The sequence below is a fragment of the Paraburkholderia sp. RHO2 genome, assembly GCF_050955445.1.
Taxonomy (GTDB): domain Bacteria; phylum Actinomycetota; class Actinomycetes; order Mycobacteriales; family Mycobacteriaceae; genus Prescottella; species Prescottella agglutinans_A.
Genome location: NZ_CP162617.1, coordinates 5229451 through 5251618 on the forward strand (window position 1 = coordinate 5229451; position 22168 = coordinate 5251618).

The 22168-nt window shown below is 68.5% G+C and carries 20 protein-coding genes; 9 read left to right on the plus strand and 11 right to left on the minus strand.

Annotated features, from left to right (window positions below; translation table 11 throughout):
• Positions 1-34 precede the first annotated feature (34 nt).
• From ABTV10_RS24280 to ABTV10_RS24290, 3 genes are all read left to right on the plus strand, one after another.
• Positions 35-1408 (plus strand): glutamine synthetase family protein, encoded by a 1374-nt coding sequence (locus ABTV10_RS24280; protein WP_499031258.1) that lies wholly within the window; start codon positions 35-37, stop codon positions 1406-1408.
• A gap of 75 nt (positions 1409-1483) precedes the next feature.
• On the plus strand, positions 1484-2314 hold the full coding sequence (locus tag ABTV10_RS24285; protein ID WP_499031261.1) for a MerR family transcriptional regulator: 831 nt from the start codon (positions 1484-1486) through the stop codon (positions 2312-2314).
• Positions 2311-2859 (plus strand): hypothetical protein, encoded by a 549-nt coding sequence (locus ABTV10_RS24290; protein ID WP_499031263.1) that lies wholly within the window; start codon positions 2311-2313, stop codon positions 2857-2859. Before ABTV10_RS24285 ends, ABTV10_RS24290 begins: the two co-directional genes overlap by 4 nt.
• A 23-nt stretch (positions 2860-2882) precedes the next feature.
• Here the strand turns inward: ABTV10_RS24290 and ABTV10_RS24295 are convergent, their stop codons facing one another.
• The 6 genes from ABTV10_RS24295 to ABTV10_RS24320 form a co-directional block, all read right to left on the minus strand.
• Positions 2883-3479, minus strand: coding sequence for a CHAP domain-containing protein (locus ABTV10_RS24295; RefSeq protein WP_499031265.1), 597 nt, complete (start codon positions 3477-3479; stop codon positions 2883-2885).
• Between the two features lie 35 nt (positions 3480-3514).
• The gene (locus tag ABTV10_RS24300) at positions 3515-4126 is read right to left on the minus strand and encodes a DUF1707 SHOCT-like domain-containing protein (protein ID WP_499031268.1); all 612 of its coding nucleotides are present in this window, start codon (positions 4124-4126) and stop codon (positions 3515-3517) included.
• A gap of 108 nt (positions 4127-4234) precedes the next feature.
• On the minus strand, positions 4235-4846 hold the full coding sequence (locus ABTV10_RS24305) for an AMIN-like domain-containing (lipo)protein (protein WP_499035237.1): 612 nt from the start codon (positions 4844-4846) through the stop codon (positions 4235-4237).
• A gap of 48 nt (positions 4847-4894) precedes the next feature.
• A complete protein-coding gene (gene helR / locus ABTV10_RS24310; RefSeq protein ID WP_499031270.1) occupies positions 4895-7087 on the minus strand; it encodes an RNA polymerase recycling motor ATPase HelR in 2193 nt (730 codons plus the stop codon).
• Between the two features lie 1368 nt (positions 7088-8455).
• Complete coding sequence (locus ABTV10_RS24315) at positions 8456-9238, minus strand: PIG-L family deacetylase (protein WP_499031273.1); 783 nt, start codon at positions 9236-9238, stop codon at positions 8456-8458.
• A 234-nt stretch (positions 9239-9472) separates the two neighbouring features.
• Complete coding sequence (locus ABTV10_RS24320; RefSeq protein ID WP_499031275.1) at positions 9473-9700, minus strand: hypothetical protein; 228 nt, start codon at positions 9698-9700, stop codon at positions 9473-9475.
• Positions 9701-9856: 156 nt separating this feature from the next.
• Here ABTV10_RS24320 and ABTV10_RS24325 point away from each other — a divergent pair, with 156 nt between their 5' ends.
• On the plus strand, positions 9857-11158 hold the full coding sequence (locus ABTV10_RS24325) for an HNH endonuclease signature motif containing protein (RefSeq protein ID WP_499031278.1): 1302 nt from the start codon (positions 9857-9859) through the stop codon (positions 11156-11158).
• A 179-nt stretch (positions 11159-11337) separates the two neighbouring features.
• On the opposite strand, the gene ABTV10_RS24330 is transcribed toward ABTV10_RS24325, so the two are convergent.
• Both ABTV10_RS24330 and ABTV10_RS24335 read right to left on the minus strand, forming a co-directional pair.
• Positions 11338-12996 carry an alkaline phosphatase D family protein gene (locus ABTV10_RS24330; RefSeq protein WP_499031281.1) on the minus strand — a complete coding sequence of 553 codons (1659 nt, stop codon included), beginning with the start codon at positions 12994-12996 and terminating at the stop codon, positions 11338-11340.
• 139 nt (positions 12997-13135) lie between these two features.
• On the minus strand, positions 13136-13897 hold the full coding sequence (locus ABTV10_RS24335) for an ABC transporter permease (RefSeq protein WP_499031284.1): 762 nt from the start codon (positions 13895-13897) through the stop codon (positions 13136-13138).
• A 114-nt stretch (positions 13898-14011) separates the two neighbouring features.
• On the opposite strand from ABTV10_RS24335, the gene ABTV10_RS24340 reads away from it, so the two are divergent.
• Entirely contained in the window at positions 14012-14419 is a 408-nt protein-coding gene (locus ABTV10_RS24340) for a hypothetical protein (protein WP_499031286.1), read from the plus strand.
• A gap of 354 nt (positions 14420-14773) precedes the next feature.
• On the opposite strand, the gene pepN is transcribed toward ABTV10_RS24340, so the two are convergent.
• Positions 14774-17266, minus strand: coding sequence for an aminopeptidase N (pepN, locus tag ABTV10_RS24345; protein WP_499031289.1), 2493 nt, complete (start codon positions 17264-17266; stop codon positions 14774-14776).
• Between the two features lie 70 nt (positions 17267-17336).
• On the opposite strand from pepN, the gene ABTV10_RS24350 reads away from it, so the two are divergent.
• The 3 genes from ABTV10_RS24350 to mihF all read left to right on the plus strand — a co-directional run bounded on the left by ABTV10_RS24350 (position 17337) and on the right by mihF (position 19092).
• Complete coding sequence (locus ABTV10_RS24350) at positions 17337-17777, plus strand: SRPBCC family protein (RefSeq protein WP_499031292.1); 441 nt, start codon at positions 17337-17339, stop codon at positions 17775-17777.
• A 111-nt stretch (positions 17778-17888) separates the two neighbouring features.
• A complete protein-coding gene (locus ABTV10_RS24355; protein ID WP_499031295.1) occupies positions 17889-18668 on the plus strand; it encodes an enoyl-CoA hydratase in 780 nt (259 codons plus the stop codon).
• Positions 18669-18777: 109 nt separating this feature from the next.
• Complete coding sequence (gene mihF / locus ABTV10_RS24360) at positions 18778-19092, plus strand: integration host factor, actinobacterial type (protein WP_280763059.1); 315 nt, start codon at positions 18778-18780, stop codon at positions 19090-19092.
• Positions 19093-19282: 190 nt separating this feature from the next.
• On the opposite strand, the gene ABTV10_RS24365 is transcribed toward mihF, so the two are convergent.
• Positions 19283-19630: a UBP-type zinc finger domain-containing protein gene (locus ABTV10_RS24365; protein ID WP_499031298.1), complete on the minus strand. Its 348-nt coding sequence runs from the start codon at positions 19628-19630 to the stop codon at positions 19283-19285.
• A 158-nt stretch (positions 19631-19788) separates the two neighbouring features.
• Here ABTV10_RS24365 and ABTV10_RS24370 point away from each other — a divergent pair, with 158 nt between their 5' ends.
• On the plus strand, positions 19789-21336 hold the full coding sequence (locus tag ABTV10_RS24370) for a flavin-containing monooxygenase (protein ID WP_499031301.1): 1548 nt from the start codon (positions 19789-19791) through the stop codon (positions 21334-21336).
• Between the two features lie 10 nt (positions 21337-21346).
• On the opposite strand, the gene ABTV10_RS24375 is transcribed toward ABTV10_RS24370, so the two are convergent.
• The gene (locus ABTV10_RS24375; protein ID WP_499031303.1) at positions 21347-22039 is read right to left on the minus strand and encodes a TIGR00266 family protein; all 693 of its coding nucleotides are present in this window, start codon (positions 22037-22039) and stop codon (positions 21347-21349) included.
• Between the last annotated feature and the right edge of the window lie 129 nt (positions 22040-22168).

Below are 22168 nucleotides of genomic sequence, written 5' to 3' on the forward strand. Positions count from 1 at the left end.
CTGCCGCTGACCGGGCCGGGGCGAGGGAGATGCGATGGATCGGCACGAACGTGAAGGTCGGGCGCTGGAGGCCGCGCGACTGATCCGCGACCTGGCCGAGCGTGGCGTCGTCGCCATCGCGCTGCCCTGGGTCGACAACAGCGGCGTCGTGCGCACGAAGGCCGTACCTCTCGGCCGTTTGGAGCACGCCGCCGCGTGGGGTGTGGGGGCCTCGCCGGTGTTCGACGCGTTTACCCCCGACGACACGATCGTCGCCGGTCGCTACGCCGGCGGCCCCGTCGGCGACCTGCGGCTGATCCCGGACCTCGGGCGGCTGACGGTGCTCGCGGCGCAGCCCGGCTGGGCGTGGGCGCCCGTCGACCGCTACACGCAGGACGGGGACCTGCACCCGCAGGATGCCCGCGGTGTCGTCCGCCGGGCCGTCGCGCTCCTCGCCGACGAAGGACTGACCGCGAAGGCCGCGATCGAGACCGAATGGGTCGTCGGACAGAGCGGCGACGACTTCGTGCCCGCCACCCGCGGACCGGCGTACGGCTACACCCGGGTGGTCGAGAGGTCGGACTATCTGGCCGAGGTGGTCGCCGCGCTGGGACGGCAGGGCGTCCGGGTGGAGCAGATCCATCCCGAGTACACGTCGGGGCAGTTCGAACTGTCGGTCGCCGCCGAGGATCCGCTCGGCGCCGCCGACACATCCGTGCTGGCGCGGGAGACGATCCGCGCGGTCACCCTCCGTCATGGTATGCGGGTGTCCTTCTCCCCCAAGGTGACCGCGGACGGCGTCGGCAACGGCGGCCACGTCCATCTGTCGGTGTGGCGGGAGAACCGGAACCTGCACAGCGGTGGCGGCGGCCCGTGCGGGCTGACGCCCACGGCGGAGGCTTTCGCCGCGGGGATCCTCGAACACCTGCCGGGACTGCTCGCGGTGGGGGCGGCGTCGGCCGCGAGCTACCTGCGGCTGGTGCCGGGCCAGTGGTCCGCGCCGTTTCGGGCATGCGGACACGAAAACCGCGAAACGGCAGTGCGTTTGGTGACCGGAAGCGTCGGAGAGGAGGAGCGGGCCGCGAACCTCGAGGTGAAGGTGCTGGACCTGTCGGCCAATCCCTACCTGTGTATCGGCGGACTACTGTTCGCCGGCCTGGCAGGCGTCCGCGTGGGCGCCGCGCTGCCCGACCTGGTGGATGTCGACCCGGCGGCGCTCACCGACGAGCAACGGCGGCGTCGCGGAATCGACCGTCTGCCAAGCTCACTCGCCGCCGCCACCGACGCCTTCGAGGCCGACACGATGCTCGCCGCGGCCTTCGGAACGGAACTGTCCGCGACCATCGTCGACGTCCGCCGCGCGGAGATCGCGCGGTTCGCGGACGCGTCGGACGAGGAGATCGCCGCGGCGTTGCGGTGGGCGTTCTGAACCCCCGCCCGCCGCATGCCCGGGCTCTCCTCACAGACTTGACTATGACGCAGCGTCATGGTTGATGCTGACGATATGCGTATCAGCGACCTCGCACAGGCGGCCGGCACCACCCCGCGCACGGTCCGTCACTACCACCGTCTCGGTCTTCTCGACGAACCCCGGCGACTGGCGAACGGGTATCGCGAGTACGACATGGCAGATCTGGTTCGCCTGATGCGGGTGCGCTGGCTCGCCGGGGCCGGCGTGCCCCTCGGATCGGTGTCGTCGATCGTGGCCGCCACCACCGACGATGCCGCGGCCGACGACCTCGAGGCCGATCTCACCGCGCTGATCGACACCGTCGACGCCGAGCAGCGCGTCCTTGCGGCGAAGAGTGCCCGGCTGCGGCAGATGCTCGACGCGCACCGAGCCGGCCGGCCGGTGTCCCCACTGCCGTCGGATCTGGCGCTGGTCTTCGCCGAATTGATCGCCGCCGAGGCCGATCCGGCGGTGCGGGCCGAGTTCGAACGCGAACGCGATGCCTGGGAACTGGTTGCGATCTCCGGGTCGGCCCCCGAGGAGTTCTTCGAATCCGCGACGCGCCTGCTCTCCGATCCGGGGGCCCGGGAGCGGATCGTGGCGCTGTACCGCAGGTTCGCCGCGGTCCGCGGACGCAGTCCGGGGGACTGCGCAGCCGAGATCGAATCCCTCTCGGACGCAATGCAGGATGCGGTCCGGGTGCTGCTCGTCGACTCCGGAGTTCTCGAACACTGGCAATCCGAGGTCCGTCCCGGCACGCAGTCCGGCATGCCGATCACCGACCTCGTTCCCGACCCCGCGCAGGGCGCGATTCTCACCCGTCTGATGCAACGGCTCGGGATCCTCGACGCCGGCGAGGACGGCGAAGGCAAGGTGCCGTCGTGATCCGGTCGCTATGGCTGTGGTGCCGGGGACGCGTCGACGGCGCCGGTGAGGGCGTGTCGACGTTCGGGTACACCGCCGGCACGCTGGCGATCCCGGCGGCGTTCCTCGCCGCGAGCATCGTCGAGGCGGTCGCGGTGCACCTGCTCGTGCCGTGGGCCTGGCTACGCGTGGCGCTCCTCGCGATCACCGTGGCCTCCATCGTCGCCGTCGCCAACTGGTTCGCCGCCCGCGTCGTCCATCCGCACCTGGTCACGTCCGACGAACTGACGCTGCGATCCGGCCGCGACACGATCCTCACCGTCGACCGCAGCCGGATCGTCCGGGCCCTTCCCACCCGCCGATTCGGGCACACCACGCCGGGCATCCACGACAGCCGGTTCTACCTGCCCGGTCCGGACGGCACGGTGATCGACATCGACTTCGACACGCCCGTCGGCGTCGAGCACAGTTCCCTGGGGTCGTGTGGTCCTCGGACGGTGACCGGGGTGAGCCTGCACGTCGATGCGCCGCGGGATCTGTGCGCCCGACTGAGCATGCGGGGCTGACGGACGCGGGCGGCCCGAGCGGCTCAGGAATCCAGCCGCCCGAACCCGACGACGGCGCCGTCCGACTGCCAGTCGAGGTCGTGCACACGGATCTTCCCGAGTTCGTTGCCACCGACCGTGGTGGCGGAGTCACCATCGACGGCGACGATGAAGTTGGTGTGCTGGCCGATCCGGAATTCGTTGTCGTACAACACCACGTCACCGACCTTGGGTGTGTAGCCGTTGCCGGCCGCCTCGAATCTGCCCTGGGATTGGTAGTACTCCTGCAGCGTGTAGACGCCGGGAATGCGCCAGGACCCGGAGTTCGGGTTCGAGAAGGGCTCACCGGCCTCGCGCATGATCCAGCTGACGAAATTGGCGCACCACGGTTCCTTCGCGCCGTCGGAGTAGAAGCTGCCCGGCCGCTGGTCGGCGTGCTCGGCCTCGAGCAGGTCGACGATCCTCACCTGTGTCGGGGTCAGGGCCGTCCGGTCCACGTCGGGGAACGACGTGGTGTCCCACGGCAGGTACCGCGCGGGAGCCCACAGCAGCACCCCGCCCGCCGCCACCGCCAGCACCGCGACCACGGCGACGATCCAGACGACCAGGCGGCGACGTCGGGCGACGGGCTGTGCGCTCATGCCCTCGAATGTAGCCGGAAAAGGGACACGGACGCTCAGGCCTTGTCGGGATCGCGCTTGGCCTCGAGTTCCTGGATCCGTTCGGCTGCCTCCCGGAGGCGCTTCTTGCGCGACTTCGCCTCCTCCTCCTTCAGCTCCTCGTAGATCTCCTCGTCGGCGTCGCTGTACTTGAGGATCATCCGGGGGACGCTGAGCGTCACGATCAGCGAGGGCCAGACGATCCAGGCGTAGTCCCAGTCGACGATCAACTGCAGCACGAGGAACGCCACGAGCGTGACACCGAAGATCACCCCGTCGAGCGACTCGATCAACCCACCCCGCTTCCGAAGCGCGGAGAGATCGGATTCGTCGCTGCGGGTACCCGGTGACGCAACGGGGCGCCCCGCCCCCGCCGACTCGATGTCACCACCGACCGAGAGCTTCCGCACGTGCCCCTCGGTCACCGCGAGCGGCAGCCCGCCGGGAAGTCCACGGAACGAGTCCCGCATAGCGTCGAGTGTGCGCGCCGACGCGATCGCCTCCGAGCGGTCGTAGAACTCGCTCGCATCCAATCGTCCTGCCGCATAGTGCTCGCCGATCACGTTCAACGCGTGCATGCGCTCGTCGTCGCTGAGCCGTAGATCGTCGGGATCGGGAGTGGTTGACACGACGCGCGTCTCCTGTGAGCGAGGATCGGATTCTTCCCCGACGATCTTAGAGCAGGAGCGGGATGGCCGAGGACCTCTCCTTCGGGTCTGGCCGAATTCGACACCACCTCACCGGATCTCGATGATCAGCTGCGGCGGATCCTCGACGGTGCGGATCTCGAACGGCCTCGGTCCGGTGCGAATGCCGAGGAAGGACTGGGTGACGCCGTTCGCGACGCGCACGTCGGGCAGCAAGAAGAGCTGCGCCACGTGCGCCCCCTCCGGTCCCGCCAATGGTGTTGCGGTGGAATAGAGGTGCTCCGCCGGCGTCGCCGTATCCATGATGTCGACCTGCATGATCGCCTGCCCCGCCGGCACCAAGCTCGGACCGCCCCGATACGGGACGGCCTCGGCGACGTAGCCCGCCCTCCAGAACGGAACCCCCGTGCCGATGAACCGGTAGACGACCCGAGTGGTTCCGGTATCGGCGTCCGCCTCGATGCGCACGTCGTCGACGGCGATCGTGGGCGCGGTCGCGTCCGGAGGCGACGGAAGGGCGGTGACGGGCGCGCGCAAGGCGGTGGAGGGGGCCGGGCCGACCTGCATCCGGCCGGTGCGGTCGGCTGGCGTGGAGGTGGCGGGCGCGAGGGGTGACGAATCCGCTTGCGGTGCGGATGGTTCACTGGTGCAGCCGACGAGCACGCTCGCGCTCGCCACTACACCGATCACCACAAACTTCATCGTCGACACGATTCCCCCTCGCCGATTACTGCCCGCCCCACCCCGACTCTACGGCCAACCAGCGCCCAGTTCGGCGAGACCGCTCAGGGACCGCGGCAACGGTCCCCGGTGCAGGACGCCGAGACGCTGGGTGGCGCGGGTGAGGGCGACGTAGAGTTCGGCGGCGCCACGTGGACCGTCGGCGAGGATCCGTTCCGGCTCCACCACCAGGACGGCGTCGAACTCCAGCCCCTTCGTCTCCGCGGCGGGCACCGTGCCCGGCGCTCCCCGCGGTCCGATCACGATGCTGGTGCCCTCACGGCCGGCTTCCTCCCGGACGAATTCGTCGATAGCTACGGCAAGTTCGTCGTCGGTGACGCGTCTGGACCACGGATCCACCCCGCACGCCCGGACCGACTCCGGCGGCCGAGCGCCGGGTGCGAACTCCGCGAGCAGCGCGGCGGCGACGGCCATGATCTCCGCCGGCGTGCGATAGTTCACCGACAGCGATCGGTAGACCCAGCGGCCGGGCACGTACGGCTCGAGCATCGCCTCCCACGACATCGCGCCGGCCGCCGACCGCCGTTGCGCGAGATCGCCGACGACGGTGAAGGACTTGCTCGGGCAGCGCCGCATCAGCACGCGCCAGTCCATCTCGGACAGCTCCTGAGCCTCGTCGACCACGATGTGCCGGTAGGTCCAGTCCCGATCCGCGGCAGCCCGTTCGGCGAGATCACGCGTGTCGCGCTCGACGAAGCGCTCGGCCAGTCCCTCGGCGTCCAGCACGTCGGTCGCGAACAGGCGCAGGTCGTCGTCCTCCATGTGATCCGCGCGGCTGACGAGGCTGTCCAGCACATTCTCGGCGTACTCGGTCCGCGCCTTCCGCTCCCGCTCGGCGGCCGGGTCGGGGCGCTCGTCCCGACCCAGCAGGTCGATCAGTTCGTCGAGCAGCGGCACGTCCGACACCGTCCAGGCGGCGCCGTCGGCGCGCCCCAGTGCCGCGTCGGCACCGGCCGCCGTCAACCGCTCCGGTGACGTGTAGAGCTGCGCCAGAAGCACTTCCGGTGTGAGGATCGGCCACAGCGCGTCGAGTGCCGCCGTGAAGTTCGTATCCTGCTCGAGCTCCTCGACCAGCTCGCTCCGCATCTGCTCCCACGCCTGACGATCCGAGCGTGACAGCCAGCCCTTGCCGATCCGGGCGATCGCGCGCTCGGTGAGCACGTACGTGACGATCTCGCGGAACACCGTGCGGGCCTCGTTGTGCGGTCGTCCGCAGGCCCGCGCTTCCTCCCGTGCCCACGCCGCGATCTCGGCGTCGATCTGCAGCGCGACCCCCGACAGTTCGATCGGAATCGGTTCGTCGGGCAGCCTCTGTCTATCGGCGATCGCAGCGGCGAGCACGTCCAGGATCTGCAGCGAACCCTTCAGCCGCGCGGCCTCCGGGGTGTCGTCGGCGGTGACGTGCAGGCCGGGCAGGAGGTCGCCGGTGGTCGCGAACACGACGTTCGTCTCGCCCAACGACGGGAGAACGCGATCGATGTGGTGCAGGAACGCCGAATTGGGACCGACCACGAGCACCCCGTGGCGTTCCATCTGCTCACGCTGTGTGTAGAGCAGATAGGCGACCCGGTGCAGGGCGACGACGGTCTTCCCGGTGCCGGGACCGCCCTCGATCACCAGCACCCCGGGGTGGTCGAGCCGGATGATCGCGTCCTGCTCGGCCTGGATCGTCGCCACGATGTCCCGCATCCCCTCGCCACGTGGTGCATTGACCGCGGCGAGCAGCGCCGAGTCTCCTCGACTGCCCGGTTCTGCCCCGTCGGGGAGGCCGAAGACCTCGTCGGTGAAATCGACCACCTGACGCCCGCAGGTATGGAACTGCCGACGCCGGCACATGGCCTCGGGGTTGGCGGCGGTGGCCACGTAGAACGGGCGCGCGGCCGGCGCGCGCCAGTCGAGGAGCAGCGGCTCGAAGTCGTGCTCCTCGTCGAAGATGCCGATCCGGCCGACGTAAGTGCGCTCGCCCGACACGCCGTCCAAGCGACCGAAGCACAGGCCGTTGTCGGCCACGTCCAGCCGCTGGATTTCGCGGGCCAGGGTGTGGACCTCGACCTCGCGATCCACGAGGGTCCCGCCGCGGCCCCGCAATGCGGCGCTGTAGCGGGCCTTCACCCGTGCACGCTCGGCGTCGAGCCGCGCGTAGAGCCCCGTCACGTACTCCTTCTCCGCCCGCAGTTCGTCTTCGTATCCTCGAGCTGACACTTGCCCTCACTTTCCCCGGCTCCGCAGTTCCGACGCCTCGCGTGGACGCTGCGGCACTTTCGGATACCCACGTCCCGCGGCGCGGTCACAGCCACGGGTTTCGACTCAGGTCAGCGATTCTGCGGCATGACCGGGGCCTTGCCGCAAGCCCCCCAGTCGGCTATAAGTTAGTAGTGGGAAGGAGTGTGTCTCCTCCCCCATTCCTCGTCGGCTCGGCGCCACACCAGTACGGGTCGATCATTCCTGCAACGTTTTTCACGAACGGTATCCGGAGGGTCTTCAGCCCAGGAGGGGTCCGACGTCGCCGCGGAAGGGCCCATCGGATCGGTATCGGACGGCTTCCACAGGCGGACGATCAGGTACACATCGGCCGCCGCGATCAGGCCCGGCCCGGGCCGTATCCCCTGATGCCCATTCGGACTTGCGGACGCGGTGCCCGACCTCGTCATCAATTGCCATGTCGGAGTTCGGTCTCCGTGCACCCGGGGCCGGTGAAGCCGGCACGCCCCCCCGTTGACCGGCAACTGGTGACGTCCGGCCGCCACGGCGCCAATCGACTTCTGTGCCCCCGAAATCGTTATCGACCGGAGACGCCGGGTTCTACGAGGGCATGACCGTCCACTCGCGGCCGCGGCCGCGGCCGCAATCGTTGCCGAAGTCGTGAGGGGCTTGCTCCCACTCAGCTTGTTCTTCAACGAATTCGGCGTGGCGCATCGTGCGCGGCCTACTGTCGGCCGTGTCACCGAGAGTCAGGAGCGGACCTTCCGTGAAGCACCGTGACAACCAGGCTCGGCAACCCGTTGACTGCGACAAGCACTGTGACGACGAGCGCGATGCTCAGCCCGGGTCTCGAATCCCAGAGCGGGTCGCCGATCAAGAGCGCGCCGACAATGCTCGCTATCCATCCGACGGTGTGTAGACGCCGAACGACCTGCGCCGGTCTGACTGGACGGCGCGCCCACGCCATCGGCAGTGCTCGGTCGCGATCGTCACGGGCCGAAAGGTAAGACCCGACGGTGTGGAACACGGCAGCGAGCACTAAGGCGCACACTCCGATCAGCATGTTTCCCCCCTGGTCGATCGAACTACCTCGACCGTAACCCGAGAATCCACGTCCGGCGCCGCTCCGGCTGACGCACGACAAAAACTGTCTTGCGTCAAGTATCTGGCAGGTTCGCTCGGCCGCTCTGGTCTGCGGGCGGGCGGTTGATCCAGACTGCGCCGATCGAGAATCTTCGGCGTGGTGGTGGTGACGAAGCGGTACGGGTGATTCAGGCGTGCGGCGTCGAGCGACTGCGGTCGACATGCAGCGAACATTGGCGGGACGTACCGCGCTGTTTGACGGATGCCGGAGGTGTTTCGCGACGCTTAATGCCGACTGGTGGTTTCGTCCATCAGTAAGTGTGGGGTGGTGCAGTCGTTGCGGAGATCCTGATAGATGAAGCTCTCCTCTCCGAGGAGCTCTGCACGCTGGCCGTCAGTAAGTCTCGCGAAGTGTGCTGCGCCGGATCCGCGTTCGGCTTCGGTGCGATGGGCCTGCAGAGCGCTCCATTTGGTGGACAGCCACGGTCGCACGTCCACCGTGAGATTGACCAGCTCGTCGGGGACTCCGGGAACACCGGGCCCGGGAGTGGGGGGCTCGGATGAGAACAGAGTGGACCAACGTCGAGCGATTGAAGACCGTCGCAGTGTCGCCATGTACAGGTGCGACGGGTGCCAGGGGTCGCCCGCGCTCGGATAGAGCTGCCCGAAGCCTGAGGCCGCAACAGCGGCCAGTGTGAGGCGATGAGCCCGAATGTGATCAGGATGGCCGTATGTTCCGAACGCATCGTAGGTAACCACGCCGACCGGCCGAAACTCGCGGATATGGGCCACGATCTTCTCGACGGCCTCGTCGAACGGTGCGGCGCAGAGCCATCGGTCGCCGCCGGTGCCGCTGTCGTCGTAGCCGAGCAGACGTGGCTCACCGGCACCGAGGATTTCCAAGGCCGCCCGTAGTTCGTCCACTCGCGTCTCTCCTTCACGGCGCGTGCACGTCACCACCGCCGTCCGCAGGCCAGCGTCCTTGCAGCGGGCGAGAATGCCGCCAGTGAACAGCGACTCGTCATCGGGATGGGCATGGACGCACAGCAGACCTGGGATCGTCGACACTCGTTCAACCTAACCGCAGTCTCGGGCCCATCCAGGTCAATTGTGAAGGCGAGAACGTCAGAGCGGCGCAGATTCACCCCGCTACCTCTGCCTCATAGCGGTCGATCTTGGTGCCGGCCACCGTCCCTGGACCGAGTCGCCGACCCGATGCCTGGATAGTCGGTGGCGATAGGCGCGTTCGGGGATCTGCGCGAGTGGTGCGAACATCAAAGAACGGCAGCCCGGCAGCCTCTCTCAGGGATTCGAGGGTTGCGAAGGGACCTGATCGACCAGCTTCGCGCCGTGCCGCCAAGTCCGCAGCTGCACCGTCGCTTCCGCCAGGGCTAGTTTCAACTGTTCCTTCTCGCTGCACAGGCGCCGCTTCTCGACGGTGCCGCGGTGCCCGGCAGGGCCGGACGGTTGTTCTTCGAGACGCTGCCGGTCGGTGTCGAGGAACTGCTGCTTCCACTTCGACACCGACATGTCCGACACCCCGTGCCGACCGGCTGCCTCGGCGCCGGACACCTCCCCGGACAAGACGTAGCCTGTGCCCGGATCGCAAACGCCGGGACTCTGCCAGAAGATCTGACGCACCAGAAAGCCCTTGACTCGAACATGAGTTCGAACTAGGGTTGCAGCATGAATCCGGGGGGACTCGACGCAACAGGCATCGCGGCCACCACGCTGCGCGCCGACGAGGTGCGCGCCCTCCCCGAATCGGACCTCCTGACCGCCACGGTCGACCTCTCCCGAGAAATCGAGCGCCTCGAGGCCCTCCGGATCGCCGCAGTGGCCGAAATCGACGCGCGTGCAGTTTCTTTCGATACCCTCGGCTTCCGCAGCGTCAAACTCTGGCTGGCCTCGAACACACTGCTGGAGGTGCCGGCAGCCGCACGCATCCTGTCACTGGCGAAAGCGCTACGCCGCGAACCCGTGATTGCCGACGCCTTCCACGACGGGCAGATCTCCGCCGAGCACGCCGCCCTCATCACCAAATTCTGCGAACAGCCGCCGCGCGGCATGCCCGCCGAAGCGATGGATTCGTGCCGGAAAGTATTGCTGGACTGCGCCACCGGACCCGCCGCGACCACGATGACCGTGCGCACCTGCATCGCCCGACTCGAGCGCATCTTCGAATCCGACGAACTTCCGCCCAGCGAGGACACCGACCGCAATGAGTTCCACGCCTCCAAGACGCTCAACGGGCGCGTTGCAGTCAAAGGCGACTTCGATTCCGAGGCAGGCGAAATGCTCCTCACTGCCCTCTCCTCGTTGACCAAGCCGCGCAACCCTGTAGACGACCCTACGAACACGCGCACACCGGGACAGCTTCGCGCCCAAGCCTTCACCGAAATCCTCGGTTACTATCTCAACTCCGGCACGGCACCCGTCGAGGGCGGCGAACGACCACATCTCTCCCTCCACGTCAACGCGAAAGACCTGGCGCGCGCCGACGCCGACCACGGCAGCAAGAACCCCGACCACTATCCAGACCTGTTCGGCGACAACGATGTCGCGTGGACGCCTCACATGGGCCCGCTCTCCATCGCATCCGCCCGCCGACTCACGTGCGACTGTCACCTCACGCCGATCGTGATGGACGACGGCATCCCCCTCGATGCCGGCCGCACCACCCGCACCGTCTCCAAGAAGCAGCGCCGCGCCCTCATAGCCCGCGACCACGGCTGCGCCTTCCCCGGATGTGGCGCACCACCGGCCCACTGCGAAGGCCACCACATCCAACACTGGGCGGACGGCGGCCCCACCGACCTCGACAACCTGGTACTGCTCTGCCGATACCATCACCGCCTCCTGCACCACTCGCACTGGCAGGTGCAGATCGGTAGCGATCGCGGACCCTGGTTCACTCCCCCCACCTCGGTCGATCCACACCGCAACCCGATCCCCGCCCGCGGCCGCGCCGGACCGCGCGCGGCCTGAACGACGCGCTCTCCGAACAGCTCGTCCCTGAACAGCGTTGTAGCCGACACCCACAGAAGAGAGGGTGCCGGCTACAGCGGGTGCGTCGGGTGAGGTTACGAGTCGGTCAGGTCACCCACCGCGACGAGTTCGGGATCTCCAGTCAGATCATGCCGGCGACGCACCGAGGCGCGCCGCGCTCACGCGCCCGGGCGATATCCGGCAGGATCGAGCGGACCCGCGACCGGATGCGCCTGCTGCGTGCCGTCGGCCACCCGGTAGCTCACCGCGTGCCGCACCGTCCCGCGCGGGTCCGTCGGGTCGCTGACGTAGAACCAGTCCATCTGCGCGCCTTGCTTGTCCACCTCGAACACGCCGTAACCGTGCGAATCGAGTTCGACGTACCGGACATGACGGTTGATCGCCTTGAAGCCCTCCTCCGCAGCGACGGTCGCGGTTCGCGGCGGAACCTTCAGCATGTCGTCGATGTTGGGGGACGTCACCGACGGCACCACGAACTCGGTGCCGACAGTCCCGGCGCCCGGGTAGTTCGCCGCATCCACCGGCAGGTCGCACGCCCACGACGTGTGGATGTCACCGGTGAGGAAGACGGTGTTGCGGACCCCGTTGGTGGTGATCGCGTCGAACAGGCGGCGGCGGTCGGCGGTGTAGCCGTCCCACTGGTCGGTGTTGTACGGGATGCCCGCATCGGGAACGCCGATCATGTCGGTGATCGCGCCCATGGTGCGGTTGTCGAGCGGCGGGAACACGCACGGCGTGATCATCACCGGGTTGCCGACGATCTTCCACCGCGTCGGCGACGTCACGATGCCGCCGGTGAGCCAATCCATCTGCGCGCGACCGGCGATCGTCCGGTCGGGCGAGTCCACTGTGCGCCACCCGGCACCGGCGGAGGCCTCCTGGTCGCGGTAGGTGCGCAGGTCCAGCATCGAGATCTCGGCGAGCGAGCCGAACCGGAACCGGCGGTACAGTGCGGCGTCGGCGCCGGTGCCGTTGACCCGCACCGGCATCCACTCGAAGTAGGCGCGCGTCGACGCAGCCTTGCGGGCACCCCAGTCGCCCTCGGTGGCGGGATCGTGGTTCTCCGCGCCGCCGTCGTACGAGTTGTCGGCCGATTCGTGGTCGTCCCACGTCGCGATGAACGGCACCTTCGCGTGCAGCGCCATGAGATCCGGGTCGGTCTTGTACTGCGCGTGCCGGATCCGGTAGTCGGCGAGCGAGACGATCTCGTGCGCCGGATCGTGGAGGCGCACCGAACCGCCCCGCGCCCCGTACTCGCCGCGACCGTACTCGTAGATGTAGTCACCGAGGTGGAGGATCGCGTCGAGGTCGTCGCGCTCGGCCAGGAACCGGTACGACGCGAAGTAGCCCGCCTCCCAGTTGGAGCACGAGACGACACCGAACCGCAGGCGCCCGAGGTCCGCGTCGGTGGCGGGGGCGGTGCGGGTGCGTCCGACCGGCGACGTCTGCCCGAGCGCCGTGAACCGGTAGTAGTAGCCGGTGCCGGGACGCAAGCCCGTCACGTCGACCTTGACGGTGTGGTCGGTGTCGGTGCCAGCGTTCACCGCGCCGTCGCGCACGACGTTCGCGAAGCCCGAGTCGGTCGCGACCTGCCAGGTCAGCGAGACGGTCTGTCCCACTCCCGAACCCGGCAGCGCGTCGCCGGACGGGGTGATGCGGGTCCAGATGATGACGCGGTCGGGGAGCGGGTCGCCGGACGCGACGCCGTGGACGAATCCGGGTGCCGGAACCGCGGCCGCGGCCCGTCCCGTGGCGGCGGCGGCGACGCCGGCACCCGCCAGCACCACCGAACCTCGCAACAGTCCGCGACGGCTCACGACTCCAGTCTCAATCTTCTCGAACACCACTGGATCACAACGGATCCCGGACGCTCGTTCAACTCGGAAGGGGAGAAGTACCGAGTGTTCACCCAGTGTTCCGTCTGTGTTCCGCGGATGGACGGAATGCGCCGGCGTGTCACCGCAACGGGTGCGAGCCCGGCCGGTGCACCACCCCGCGGGCGACGAGTTCCATCGCGACCGCCACCGCGCACGCCTGCGCCAGCAGCACGCCCACGAGCACCAGGATCTGCACCGCGCCGGCCTGGACCGCGGAGCCTGTGGCCAGCAGCACCCCGACGAACGCGCCCGGCAGCGTCACCAGGCCCACTGTCCGGGTCTGGTCGAGCCCGGGCAGGAGCGCGTCGGAGGCGGACGGTCCGACCACCTCCATGCGGGCATCGCGAACGCTGAATCCGAGGCTCAACCCTGCCTCGACCTCGCCCCGTCGCTGGTCGATCACATCCAGCCCGCGTTTGGCGGCGAGGGCCGTCGCGGTCATCGCGTTGCCGAGGATGATGCCCCCGATCGGTACGAGCGCCACCCCCTCCAAGGGCACCACCCCGCTGACCAGCATCAGTGGGATCACGGCGCCGACACCGCAGGCCAGCGCCAGCGCGAGCCACGCCGCGGACCGTCCGGCCCCGGCGCGGCGACCGGCCGTCACTGCGGCCGCCACGAACATCACGGCCAGGACCAGCAGCGACGACCAGAGATGCGCGAGGGCGGCGGCCAGGATCAGCGACACCGCGGCGAGTTGCAGCGCGCCACGCGCCGCCGCCCACGGCACCGTCAGGGGACTGCCGAGTCGAGCGATCCGGTACACCACCGCCGCGCACGCGACCATGACCGCGCACAGGACGAACAGCGCGAGCCCGGGATTCGCCAACGATGCACTCATCGTTGACACCTTCTCACCGAAGTCGCGGTCACCGGTATCCCGCACGGACCCAGGTGAATGCTTCGTTCACAATAAGTTGTTGACAATCTTTTGTTGCAAATCCATTCTGGAGGCATGTCCGACGACCAGTTCACACCCCCGAACCCCAGCCGCGAACGCGCGCACCGCGAGTACGCCGGCCTCTTCCGGATCGCCGAACGTCACGGAACCACTCCCGAACAGCGCGCCCGGCAGTCCCACCCGGAGATGCTCGACCCGCTCGGGGCGATCCGAGTCGTGGCCGCGTTGGCCGGCGGCGTCCACACCCCGGATCCCGGAGAACCGGAGATCGACGACGCCGACGTCACCGCGGCGCTCGGGCTTATCCCGAAGGCCCGCGCGGAGATGGACCAACTGGAGGCACTACTCCTGGGCATCGCGCGCCAACGCGGAATGACCTGGCAGGAAATCGCTTTCGGCCTGGGGCTGGGCAGTACCCAGGCGGCACGGCAGCGATACGACAGGTTGATCAAGCGCACCTGATCCCGAACATGCGTCGGGCCCGAAGTCGACGAACGACTTCGGGCCCGGCGTGCGCTGGTACTGCGGCTGTTCAGATGAACAATGCAGCGACGCCGGCGATGCCGGCGACCAGTCCGATGACCGTCGAGATCAGCGTCGCGCCGGCTGCGACCTTACCGAGATCCGCTGCGGAAGAACCCATTTGATACCCCTTACTCCCTCGAAGCGATGCTTCTGTTGTCTCGCCGTTGTCGGCGCCACTGCATGTCTAACGGACCGGACGGCCGTGTTCCAAGCGGTAATCCCCGGATTCCGCAATGCCTTACAGAAAAGAAACGCGAGACAAGCCAGGCGTAAAGGCGGCGACATGCGGTGTTAACACGAGGCCCCGCGAACCCGCAGATCGCGCGCCAGGTGGTCGCGCTGTTCGAGTACCAGTCGACGCAGTGCGCCCGGCGCATCCGCGTTCGCTGCGAGCCAGGAATCGACCGAATCGACCGAATCGGACGCGGGGAAGAGCCCGAGGACGATCCGGCGGGCGATCTCGATGCTGCGCTGCGCCCACACGCCGCGGATCGCGGCGAAGTAGGCGTCGTCGTACCCGGCGATCAGGTCGCGCCGCTCACCCGCCCGGAATCCGGCGATGACGGCGTCGAGGTGGTCGTTGCTCAGTGCCGTGTCCTCGAGCGCCGACGCCCAGGCCCGCGCCTTGACGCCCGCGTCCGGGCGGGCGGCGAGCGCCCGCAGATGGGCCGTCCGCCCCGACGCGGTGTCGTCGCGCGCGAGTTCGACGTCCAGTGCGTCCGGGGCGGCGTGCCCGGTCGCGGACAGCGCCGACCACAGTGCCCAGCGCAGGTCCGGATCCAACCGGAGCCCGTCGGGGGCCGGCCGGTCGCCGTCGAGGATCGCGCGGATGTCGTCGGCGTGGTGGTCGTCGACGACGGCCGCGGCCGCGGTGGCACGCGCCCAGGACAGCTGCCCGCCCGAACCCGCCTCCGCCTCGTGCATCGCCGTCCAACAGGTTTCGAGCCACTCGCGACGCCAACGGTCCCGCGCCTCGGCGGGCAGGTAGTGGCCGATCGCGAACGACGCGTTCGCCAGGACCGCGGTCAGCAGCGCCGCGTTCGTCTCCGACGGTGCGAACGCGCGCGCCGTCGCCAGGTAGCGTTCGGGGGCCAGTTCGCCGTCTCGGGTGGCGTTCCACAGTGCCGACCAGATCAGACCGCGGGCCAACGGATCGACGACCCGGTCCAGCGAGCGCTGCACCGTCCCGAGCGACCCGGCGTCGAGGCGCACCTTCGCGTAGGTGAGGTCGCCGTCGTTGAGCAGGCGCAGGGGAGCGTCGGGCAGTTCGACGGGCGTGCGCTCGGCGACCACGTCCAACTCCACCCGGTCCTTCAGGACCAGATCACCGGCGTCGTCGACGTCGTAGAGGCCGACGGCCAGCCGGTGCGGACGCGGGTCGGTCTGCACGATCGCGTACCCATCTGCCCCACCACCTTCGAGTGTCAGGGTGGACACCCCGCTGGTCTGCAACCACGCGCGCGCCCACGCGGCCAGGTCGCGGCCGGACGCCGCGGACAGTTCGGTCAGCAGGTCGGCGAGCGTGGTGTTGCCGAAGGCGTGTCGACGGAAGTAGCGGCGCGCGCCCTCGAAGAACGCGTCCCGTCCGACGTAGGCGACCAACTGCTTGAGGACACTCGCGCCCTTCGCGTAGGTGATGCCGTCGAAGTTGAGCTTGGCGGCCTCCAGGTCGACGATGTCGGCGACGATCGGGTGCGTCGTCGGCAGCTGGTCCTGCGAATATGCCCACGCCTTACGACGATTCGCGAATGCCACCCAGGCGTCGGTCCACTCGGTGGCCTCGGCGCTCGCGAGCGCACCCATGTAGTCGGCGAACGATTCCTTGAGCCACAGGTCGTCCCACCACACCATCGTCACGAGATCGCCGAACCACATGTGCGCCATCTCGTGGAGGATCGTGTTGGCCCGCGCCTCGAACTGGGCGGCCGTCGCGGCACCGCGGAAAACGTACGCCTCGGTGAAGGTGACGCACCCGGGATTCTCCATCGCGCCGAGGTTGTACTCGGGTACGAACACCTGGTCGTACTTGCCCCACGGGTACGGGTAGTCGAAGTGCTCGGCGAAGAAGTCGAGGCCCTGCTTCGTCACCTCGAAGATCGTGTCGGCATCCAGGTACCGCGCGAGCGACGCCCGACACATCACGCCGAGCGGAACCTCGAGATCGCCTCGGCTCCAGATCGATTCGACACGGTGGTACGGGCCGGCCACGATCGCGGTGATGTACGTGGCGATGGGCAGCGTGGGCGAGAACTCCACCGCCTGGCGCTCGCCGTCGTCCTCGACCACCGCGGCGGGGCGGTTCGACGTCACCTCCCAACCGGTGGGTGCGGTGACCGCGAATACGAACGGCGCCTTCATGTCCGGCTGCTCGAAGCACGCGAACACCTGACGCGCGTCGGACGGTTCGTACTGCGTGTAGAGATAGGTCTGGCCGTCGACCGGGTCGTGGAAGCGGTGCAGTCCCTCGCCGGAACGGCTGTACTGGCCGACCGCGCTGACGACGACGGTGTTCGACCGCCGCAGCCCGCGCAGCGCGATACGGGCACCGTCGTAGTCGACGTCCACGAACTGCCCGTTCACGATGACGGAGCGGATCTCGAGTCCGATGAAGTCCAGCCAGGTCTCCGGGGTGGAGGCGTCGAACTCCACCGTCGTCGTGGTCAGGAATCCGGCCTCGGAGAGATCCGGCGCGGCCGACACGTCGAGTTCGACGCGGTAGGAGCGGACGGTCACCGCCGCGGATCGCGCGGCGGTCTCGGCACGGGTCAGGTTCGCGATACTCACACCCCGATCCTGCCAGCCGCGGGTAGAGTCCGAATGATCTCCGGTCAACCAGTCCGAACGGGGTTTCGACATGTCAGGACTTTTCGAAGGCACGACAGTGGTCGATCGTCCCATCGACGAGGTTTTCCAATTCCTCGCCGTCGGCGTCAACGATCCCAAGTTCAGTCCGCGGGTGCAGAAGATCGTCCAGAAGACGCCCGGGCCTCCCGGCGTCGGAACCGTCTTCGTCAGTACCGTCAAGGACGCCGGCATGACCACCGAGCGGGAGTTCGAGATCACCGAGTTCGAGGCGCCGCGGCGCATCCGGTGGGCCGAGCGGTCCAAGAACATCGTGACGGCGACGGAGGGCGGCTACGACCTGGAATCGTCCGGCGACGGCACGAAGGTGACGATATTCAACGTGCTGGAGGGTCACGGGATCGGCAAGCTCCTCGCGCCCCTCGCGCTGCGTGCCGCACGAAAGGACGCTCCCGCGTTCGCGTTACGGATCAAGTCCGCGATCGAGGCCTGACCGCGCTCACCCGGTCCGGTCGCCCGCGACCGGGCGCACCCGTCCGTGTCGCCGGACGACGGCCGCCGTCGTAGCATCGGGGCAGCCGAGCGATCACGAAGAAGGTGCGCCATGGAAATCCCCGTCAGGACGGAGATCGATGCCGAGACCGGCATCGCGACCGCGGTACTGACCCGCCCCGATCAGCGGAACCCTCTGTCCGTCACCACGATGCGGGGCGTGACCGCCGCGCTGCGGAAGTTCGCCGACGACGAATCGGTGCGGGTGGTGGTTGTCTCCGCCGACGGCCCCGTCTTCTCGGCCGGCCACGACCTGTCGGAGATGCTCGACCGCACCATCGAGGACGAGCGGGTGATCTTCGAGGTGTGCACGGAGATGATGGACACCGTCCAGGAGATCCCACAACCGGTGATCGCCGCCGTACAGGGCCCGGCGATCGCGGCGGGGTGCCAGTTGGCGGCGTCGTGCGACCTGGTCGTGGCGTCGTCGAACGCGGTGTTCGGGACGCCCGGGGTACGGATCGGCCTGTTCTGTTCCACCCCGATGGTCGCGCTCAGCCGCGCGGTGGGACGCAAGCGCGCGATGCAGATGCTGCTTACCGGCGAGACGGTCGACGCCGCCACCGCCGCCGAGTGGGGCCTGGTCAATTTCGTTGTCCCGCCTGACCAACTGGACGCTCGTGTACATGAACTGGCGGCGCGGATCGCGTACGCCAGCCCGCTCACCCTGGCCATCGGCAAGCAGGCGTTCTACCGGCAGATCGACCTTCCGCAGGACGAGGCGTACGAACTGATGTCCGAGACGATGGCGACCAACGCCGTCACCTGCGACGCACAGGAAGGCATGAGCGCGTTTCTCGAGAAGCGAAAGCCGTTGTGGAAGGGCAAATGAGACGAACCGGGAACACTGCTCGACACGCGGGGCGCAGTTGACGCGCGCTCGAGCGGTTCCCGTTCTAGCCTGAGGTCCATTCCGGGTTCCGCGAGAGAGAGGCACTTCCATGGCATTGCCCACCTTGACCCCCGAACAGCGCGCCGCCGCCCTCGAGAAGGCTGCCGCGTCCCGCAAGGCGCGGTCCGAACTGAGAGAAGGACTCAAGTCGGGCAAGCTCACGTTCGTGGAGGTCCTCGACAAGGCGGACACCGACGAACTCGTCGGCAAGACGAAGGTGCTGTACCTGCTCGAGTCCCTGCCGAAGGTCGGCAAGATCAAGGCCCGTGACATCGCCGAGTCCGTCGGCATCGCCGAGACCCGCCGGGTCTCCGGCCTCGGTGCCCGTCAGCGCGCCGACCTGATCGCCAAGCTCAGCAGCTGACCTGCCATAGACGAGTAGGCAGCGACCCGCACCGGGTGGTGCGGGTCGCTGCGTCTCTCTACCGGTGATTCCGGCTCGTGTTGTCGAACGCGCTGCCGAACACCACGAAAACAACTGTTCCCCTGCCGGTTTCGATCGTGTTCGACAGCGTACGGGGATGGTCCGTGGGCCGCTCGAACGGGCGGCCGACTCAGTGCAACCGATCCGCCCAGTCGGTGGGCACCCGGTCGGCCGGTCCAGGCACCGTCTGGTCCAGCGGATGATGCTGCGGGGGAGCCAATTCCGGGCCGTCCGCGAAGTCCTTGGTGCGGTAGTCCCAGAACCACGCCTCACCCGGCTCGAAACTGCGGATGATCGGGTGCCCGGTCGCCGCGGCGTGGGCGCTGGCGTGCTGAGCGGGGGACGAGTCGCAGCAGCCGATGTGCCCGCATGCGGCGCACCGGCGCAGATGGAACCACCATCCACTTGCCGCGTCGCACTCGGCACATCCGGTGCCGCTCGGCAGCGCGCCGGGATCGATGTCGGACGTCTCGCTCACGGGAACCTCCTCGACAGGTAGGCGTCGTTCGGGGCCGGGTCCATTGTCGCGCCTGCACTGCAATCCGGTCGCGTAACCGACTTTGCCGCAACCCGTCCGCTCGCCGGGCTACCGTCGGAAGAGACGTGGTTCACCCGCACTCGCACCCGGAGGATCCGATGAGCCCCGATCACACCACCGGTTCGCCGGACACAGGCGCAGACCGACCCGCACACGTCGACGTCCTGATCATCGGCGCCGGGCTGTCCGGGATCGGCGTCGCGGCCCGACTGCGCCGCGAACACCCCGACCGGTCGTTTCTGATTCTCGAGTCCCGGGCGGTCTCCGGCGGCACGTGGGACCTGTTCCGATACCCGGGAATCCGGTCCGACTCCGATGTGCAGACCTACGGGTACGACTTCAAACCGTGGAAGGGCCGCAAGGCGCTCGCGCCGGCCGACGACATCCTCGGCTACATCCGCGAGACCGCCCGCGAGTACGACGTCGACCGCCACATCCGCTACAACCACCGGGTGGTGCGCGCCGACTGGTCGTCGACGACGGCGCGCTGGACGATCACCGCCCGCACGGGCGAGGGCGGGGCCGACACGGCCACTTTCACGGCGAACTGGCTCTTCTGCGCGAGCGGTTACTACAACTACGCCAAGGGCTACAGCCCCGAGTTCGCCGGCGCCGACCGGTTCGCGGGGTTGATCGTGCACCCACAGCACTGGCCCGAGGACCTGGACTACGCGGGCCGACGCGTCGTCGTGATCGGGTCCGGGGCCACCGCGGTCACACTGATCCCGGCGATGGCCGACACCGCCGGCCACGTCACGATGCTCCAGCGGTCACCGTCGTACGTGCTTCCGCTGCCTGCGGAGGACTCCCTGTACGACGTGTTCCGGCGCGTCCTCGGCGATGAGCGCGGCTACCGGCTCACCCGGAAGAAGAACATCGCGATGAACGTCTGGATCTACAAGCTCTGTCAACGGTTTCCCCGGCAGGCCCGCGCCGTCATCCGGTGGCTCAACACGCGACTGTTGCCGTCAGGCTTCGACGTCGACACCCACTTCAACCCCCGCTACGACCCGTGGGACCAGCGCCTGTGCATCGTCCCCGGCGGCGACCTCTTCAAGGCGATCCGCGAAGGGAAGGCCTCGGTCGTCACCGACACCATCGACACCTTCACCGAGACCGGCATAGCGCTCACGTCGGGCAGGCACCTCGACGCGGACATCATCATCACCGCCACCGGGCTCGATCTGCTCGCGTTGGGCGGCGTCGACCTGCGGATCGACGGCGAGCCCGTCGACATCACGAAACGGCTGGCGTTCAAGGGCACGATGCTCTCCGACATCCCGAACTTCTCGTTCGCCGTCGGCTACATCAACGCTCCCTGGACGCTGAAGGTCGATCTCGTCGCCGACTACCTGTGCCGGCTGCTGCGCGAGATGGACCGGCGCGGTGCGACCGTCGCGGTCGCCGAGAACACCCGGCCGGACATGGAGACGCGACCGCTGCTCGACTTCGCCGCCGGGTACGTCCAACGGTCCGTGGCCCTGTGGCCGCAGGCCGGCAGCGAGGACCCGTGGAACCTGCGGATGGACTACTACAAGGACGTGGTCGTGCTGCGGGACACCCCGGTCGACGACGGCACCTTGACGTTCTCGCGGGTCGATCCGACGCCGGCGAAGTCCGGCGGCGACCTGGTCGGCCCCGACTGACCCGACCGGCTCAGCCGTTGCTGCCGCTACTGCCGTTGTTCGACGGCATCCTGGCGCGCAGCCAGTCCACCAGATCCGTCGTACTCCGGGTCTGCATCCACACGCGGCCCGGTCCGGTGAACTCGGTGACGATGCCCTCGCCGCCGAGGATCATCGACTTCCACCCGCCGGCCTTGCGGATGCGGTACTGCACGGTCTCGTCGAACGCGACGACGTGACCGGTGTCGAGGGTCATCGTCTCGCCCGACGCGAGCGTCACCGGTCGGATGGCGCCGTAGCTGGACAGCAGGATCTCGCCGCTGCCGCTGCACCGCAGCAGGACCAGCCCGGCCCCGCTGAAGAAGCCCTTGCTGCCGCCCCACTTGGAGTCGACGTCGACCGTCGGGTCCGACGCGATCCAGCAGCCCGACTGGACCAGCAGCGCCGTCCCTCCGTCGAGGGAGGTTCCGACGAGGTCGCCGGGGAGCGCACCGGCGACGGCCACGACACCGCCTCGTTCGCTGCTGAAGTCGTTGACGAAGAAACTCGATCCGCCCAGGGAGCGCCGCAGACCCTTCATGAATCCGCCACGCGTCGAGGTGGTGATGGCAATGTCACCCCGCATCATCGCCATCGCTCCGGCCTCGACGCGGACGGATCCTCCGGCGGGAACACTGATCTCGGCAAACGCGAACGCCGGTCCACAACTGATGTCGGTCTTCATGAATTCCTCTCGTTGGCAGGGACGATCGAGCGCCGCGCCGTCACGGGACCGGCGACGGCACCCCGGCACGGATGCGCGTGACCTCGTGCGACGCGCGTCGTTCCCACCGGTCGCCGGGATCGACCGAAA

Coding starts and splice junctions, on each gene's coding strand:
- ABTV10_RS24280 (WP_499031258.1), top strand. CDS start 35: ATGGATCGGCACGAACGTGAAGGTCGGGCGCTGGAGGCCGCGCGACTG.
- ABTV10_RS24285 (WP_499031261.1), top strand. CDS start 1,484: ATGCGTATCAGCGACCTCGCACAGGCGGCCGGCACCACCCCGCGCACG.
- ABTV10_RS24295 (WP_499031265.1), bottom strand. CDS start 3,479: ATGAGCGCACAGCCCGTCGCCCGACGTCGCCGCCTGGTCGTCTGGATC.
- ABTV10_RS24305 (WP_499035237.1), bottom strand. CDS start 4,846: ATGAAGTTTGTGGTGATCGGTGTAGTGGCGAGCGCGAGCGTGCTCGTC.
- ABTV10_RS24320 (WP_499031275.1), bottom strand. CDS start 9,700: ATGTCGGTGTCGAAGTGGAAGCAGCAGTTCCTCGACACCGACCGGCAG.
- ABTV10_RS24325 (WP_499031278.1), top strand. CDS start 9,857: ATGAATCCGGGGGGACTCGACGCAACAGGCATCGCGGCCACCACGCTG.
- ABTV10_RS24335 (WP_499031284.1), bottom strand. CDS start 13,897: ATGAGTGCATCGTTGGCGAATCCCGGGCTCGCGCTGTTCGTCCTGTGC.
- ABTV10_RS24340 (WP_499031286.1), top strand. CDS start 14,012: ATGTCCGACGACCAGTTCACACCCCCGAACCCCAGCCGCGAACGCGCG.
- ABTV10_RS24350 (WP_499031292.1), top strand. CDS start 17,337: ATGTCAGGACTTTTCGAAGGCACGACAGTGGTCGATCGTCCCATCGAC.
- ABTV10_RS24355 (WP_499031295.1), top strand. CDS start 17,889: ATGGAAATCCCCGTCAGGACGGAGATCGATGCCGAGACCGGCATCGCG.
- mihF (WP_280763059.1), top strand. CDS start 18,778: ATGGCATTGCCCACCTTGACCCCCGAACAGCGCGCCGCCGCCCTCGAG.
- ABTV10_RS24370 (WP_499031301.1), top strand. CDS start 19,789: ATGAGCCCCGATCACACCACCGGTTCGCCGGACACAGGCGCAGACCGA.
- ABTV10_RS24375 (WP_499031303.1), bottom strand. CDS start 22,039: ATGAAGACCGACATCAGTTGTGGACCGGCGTTCGCGTTTGCCGAGATC.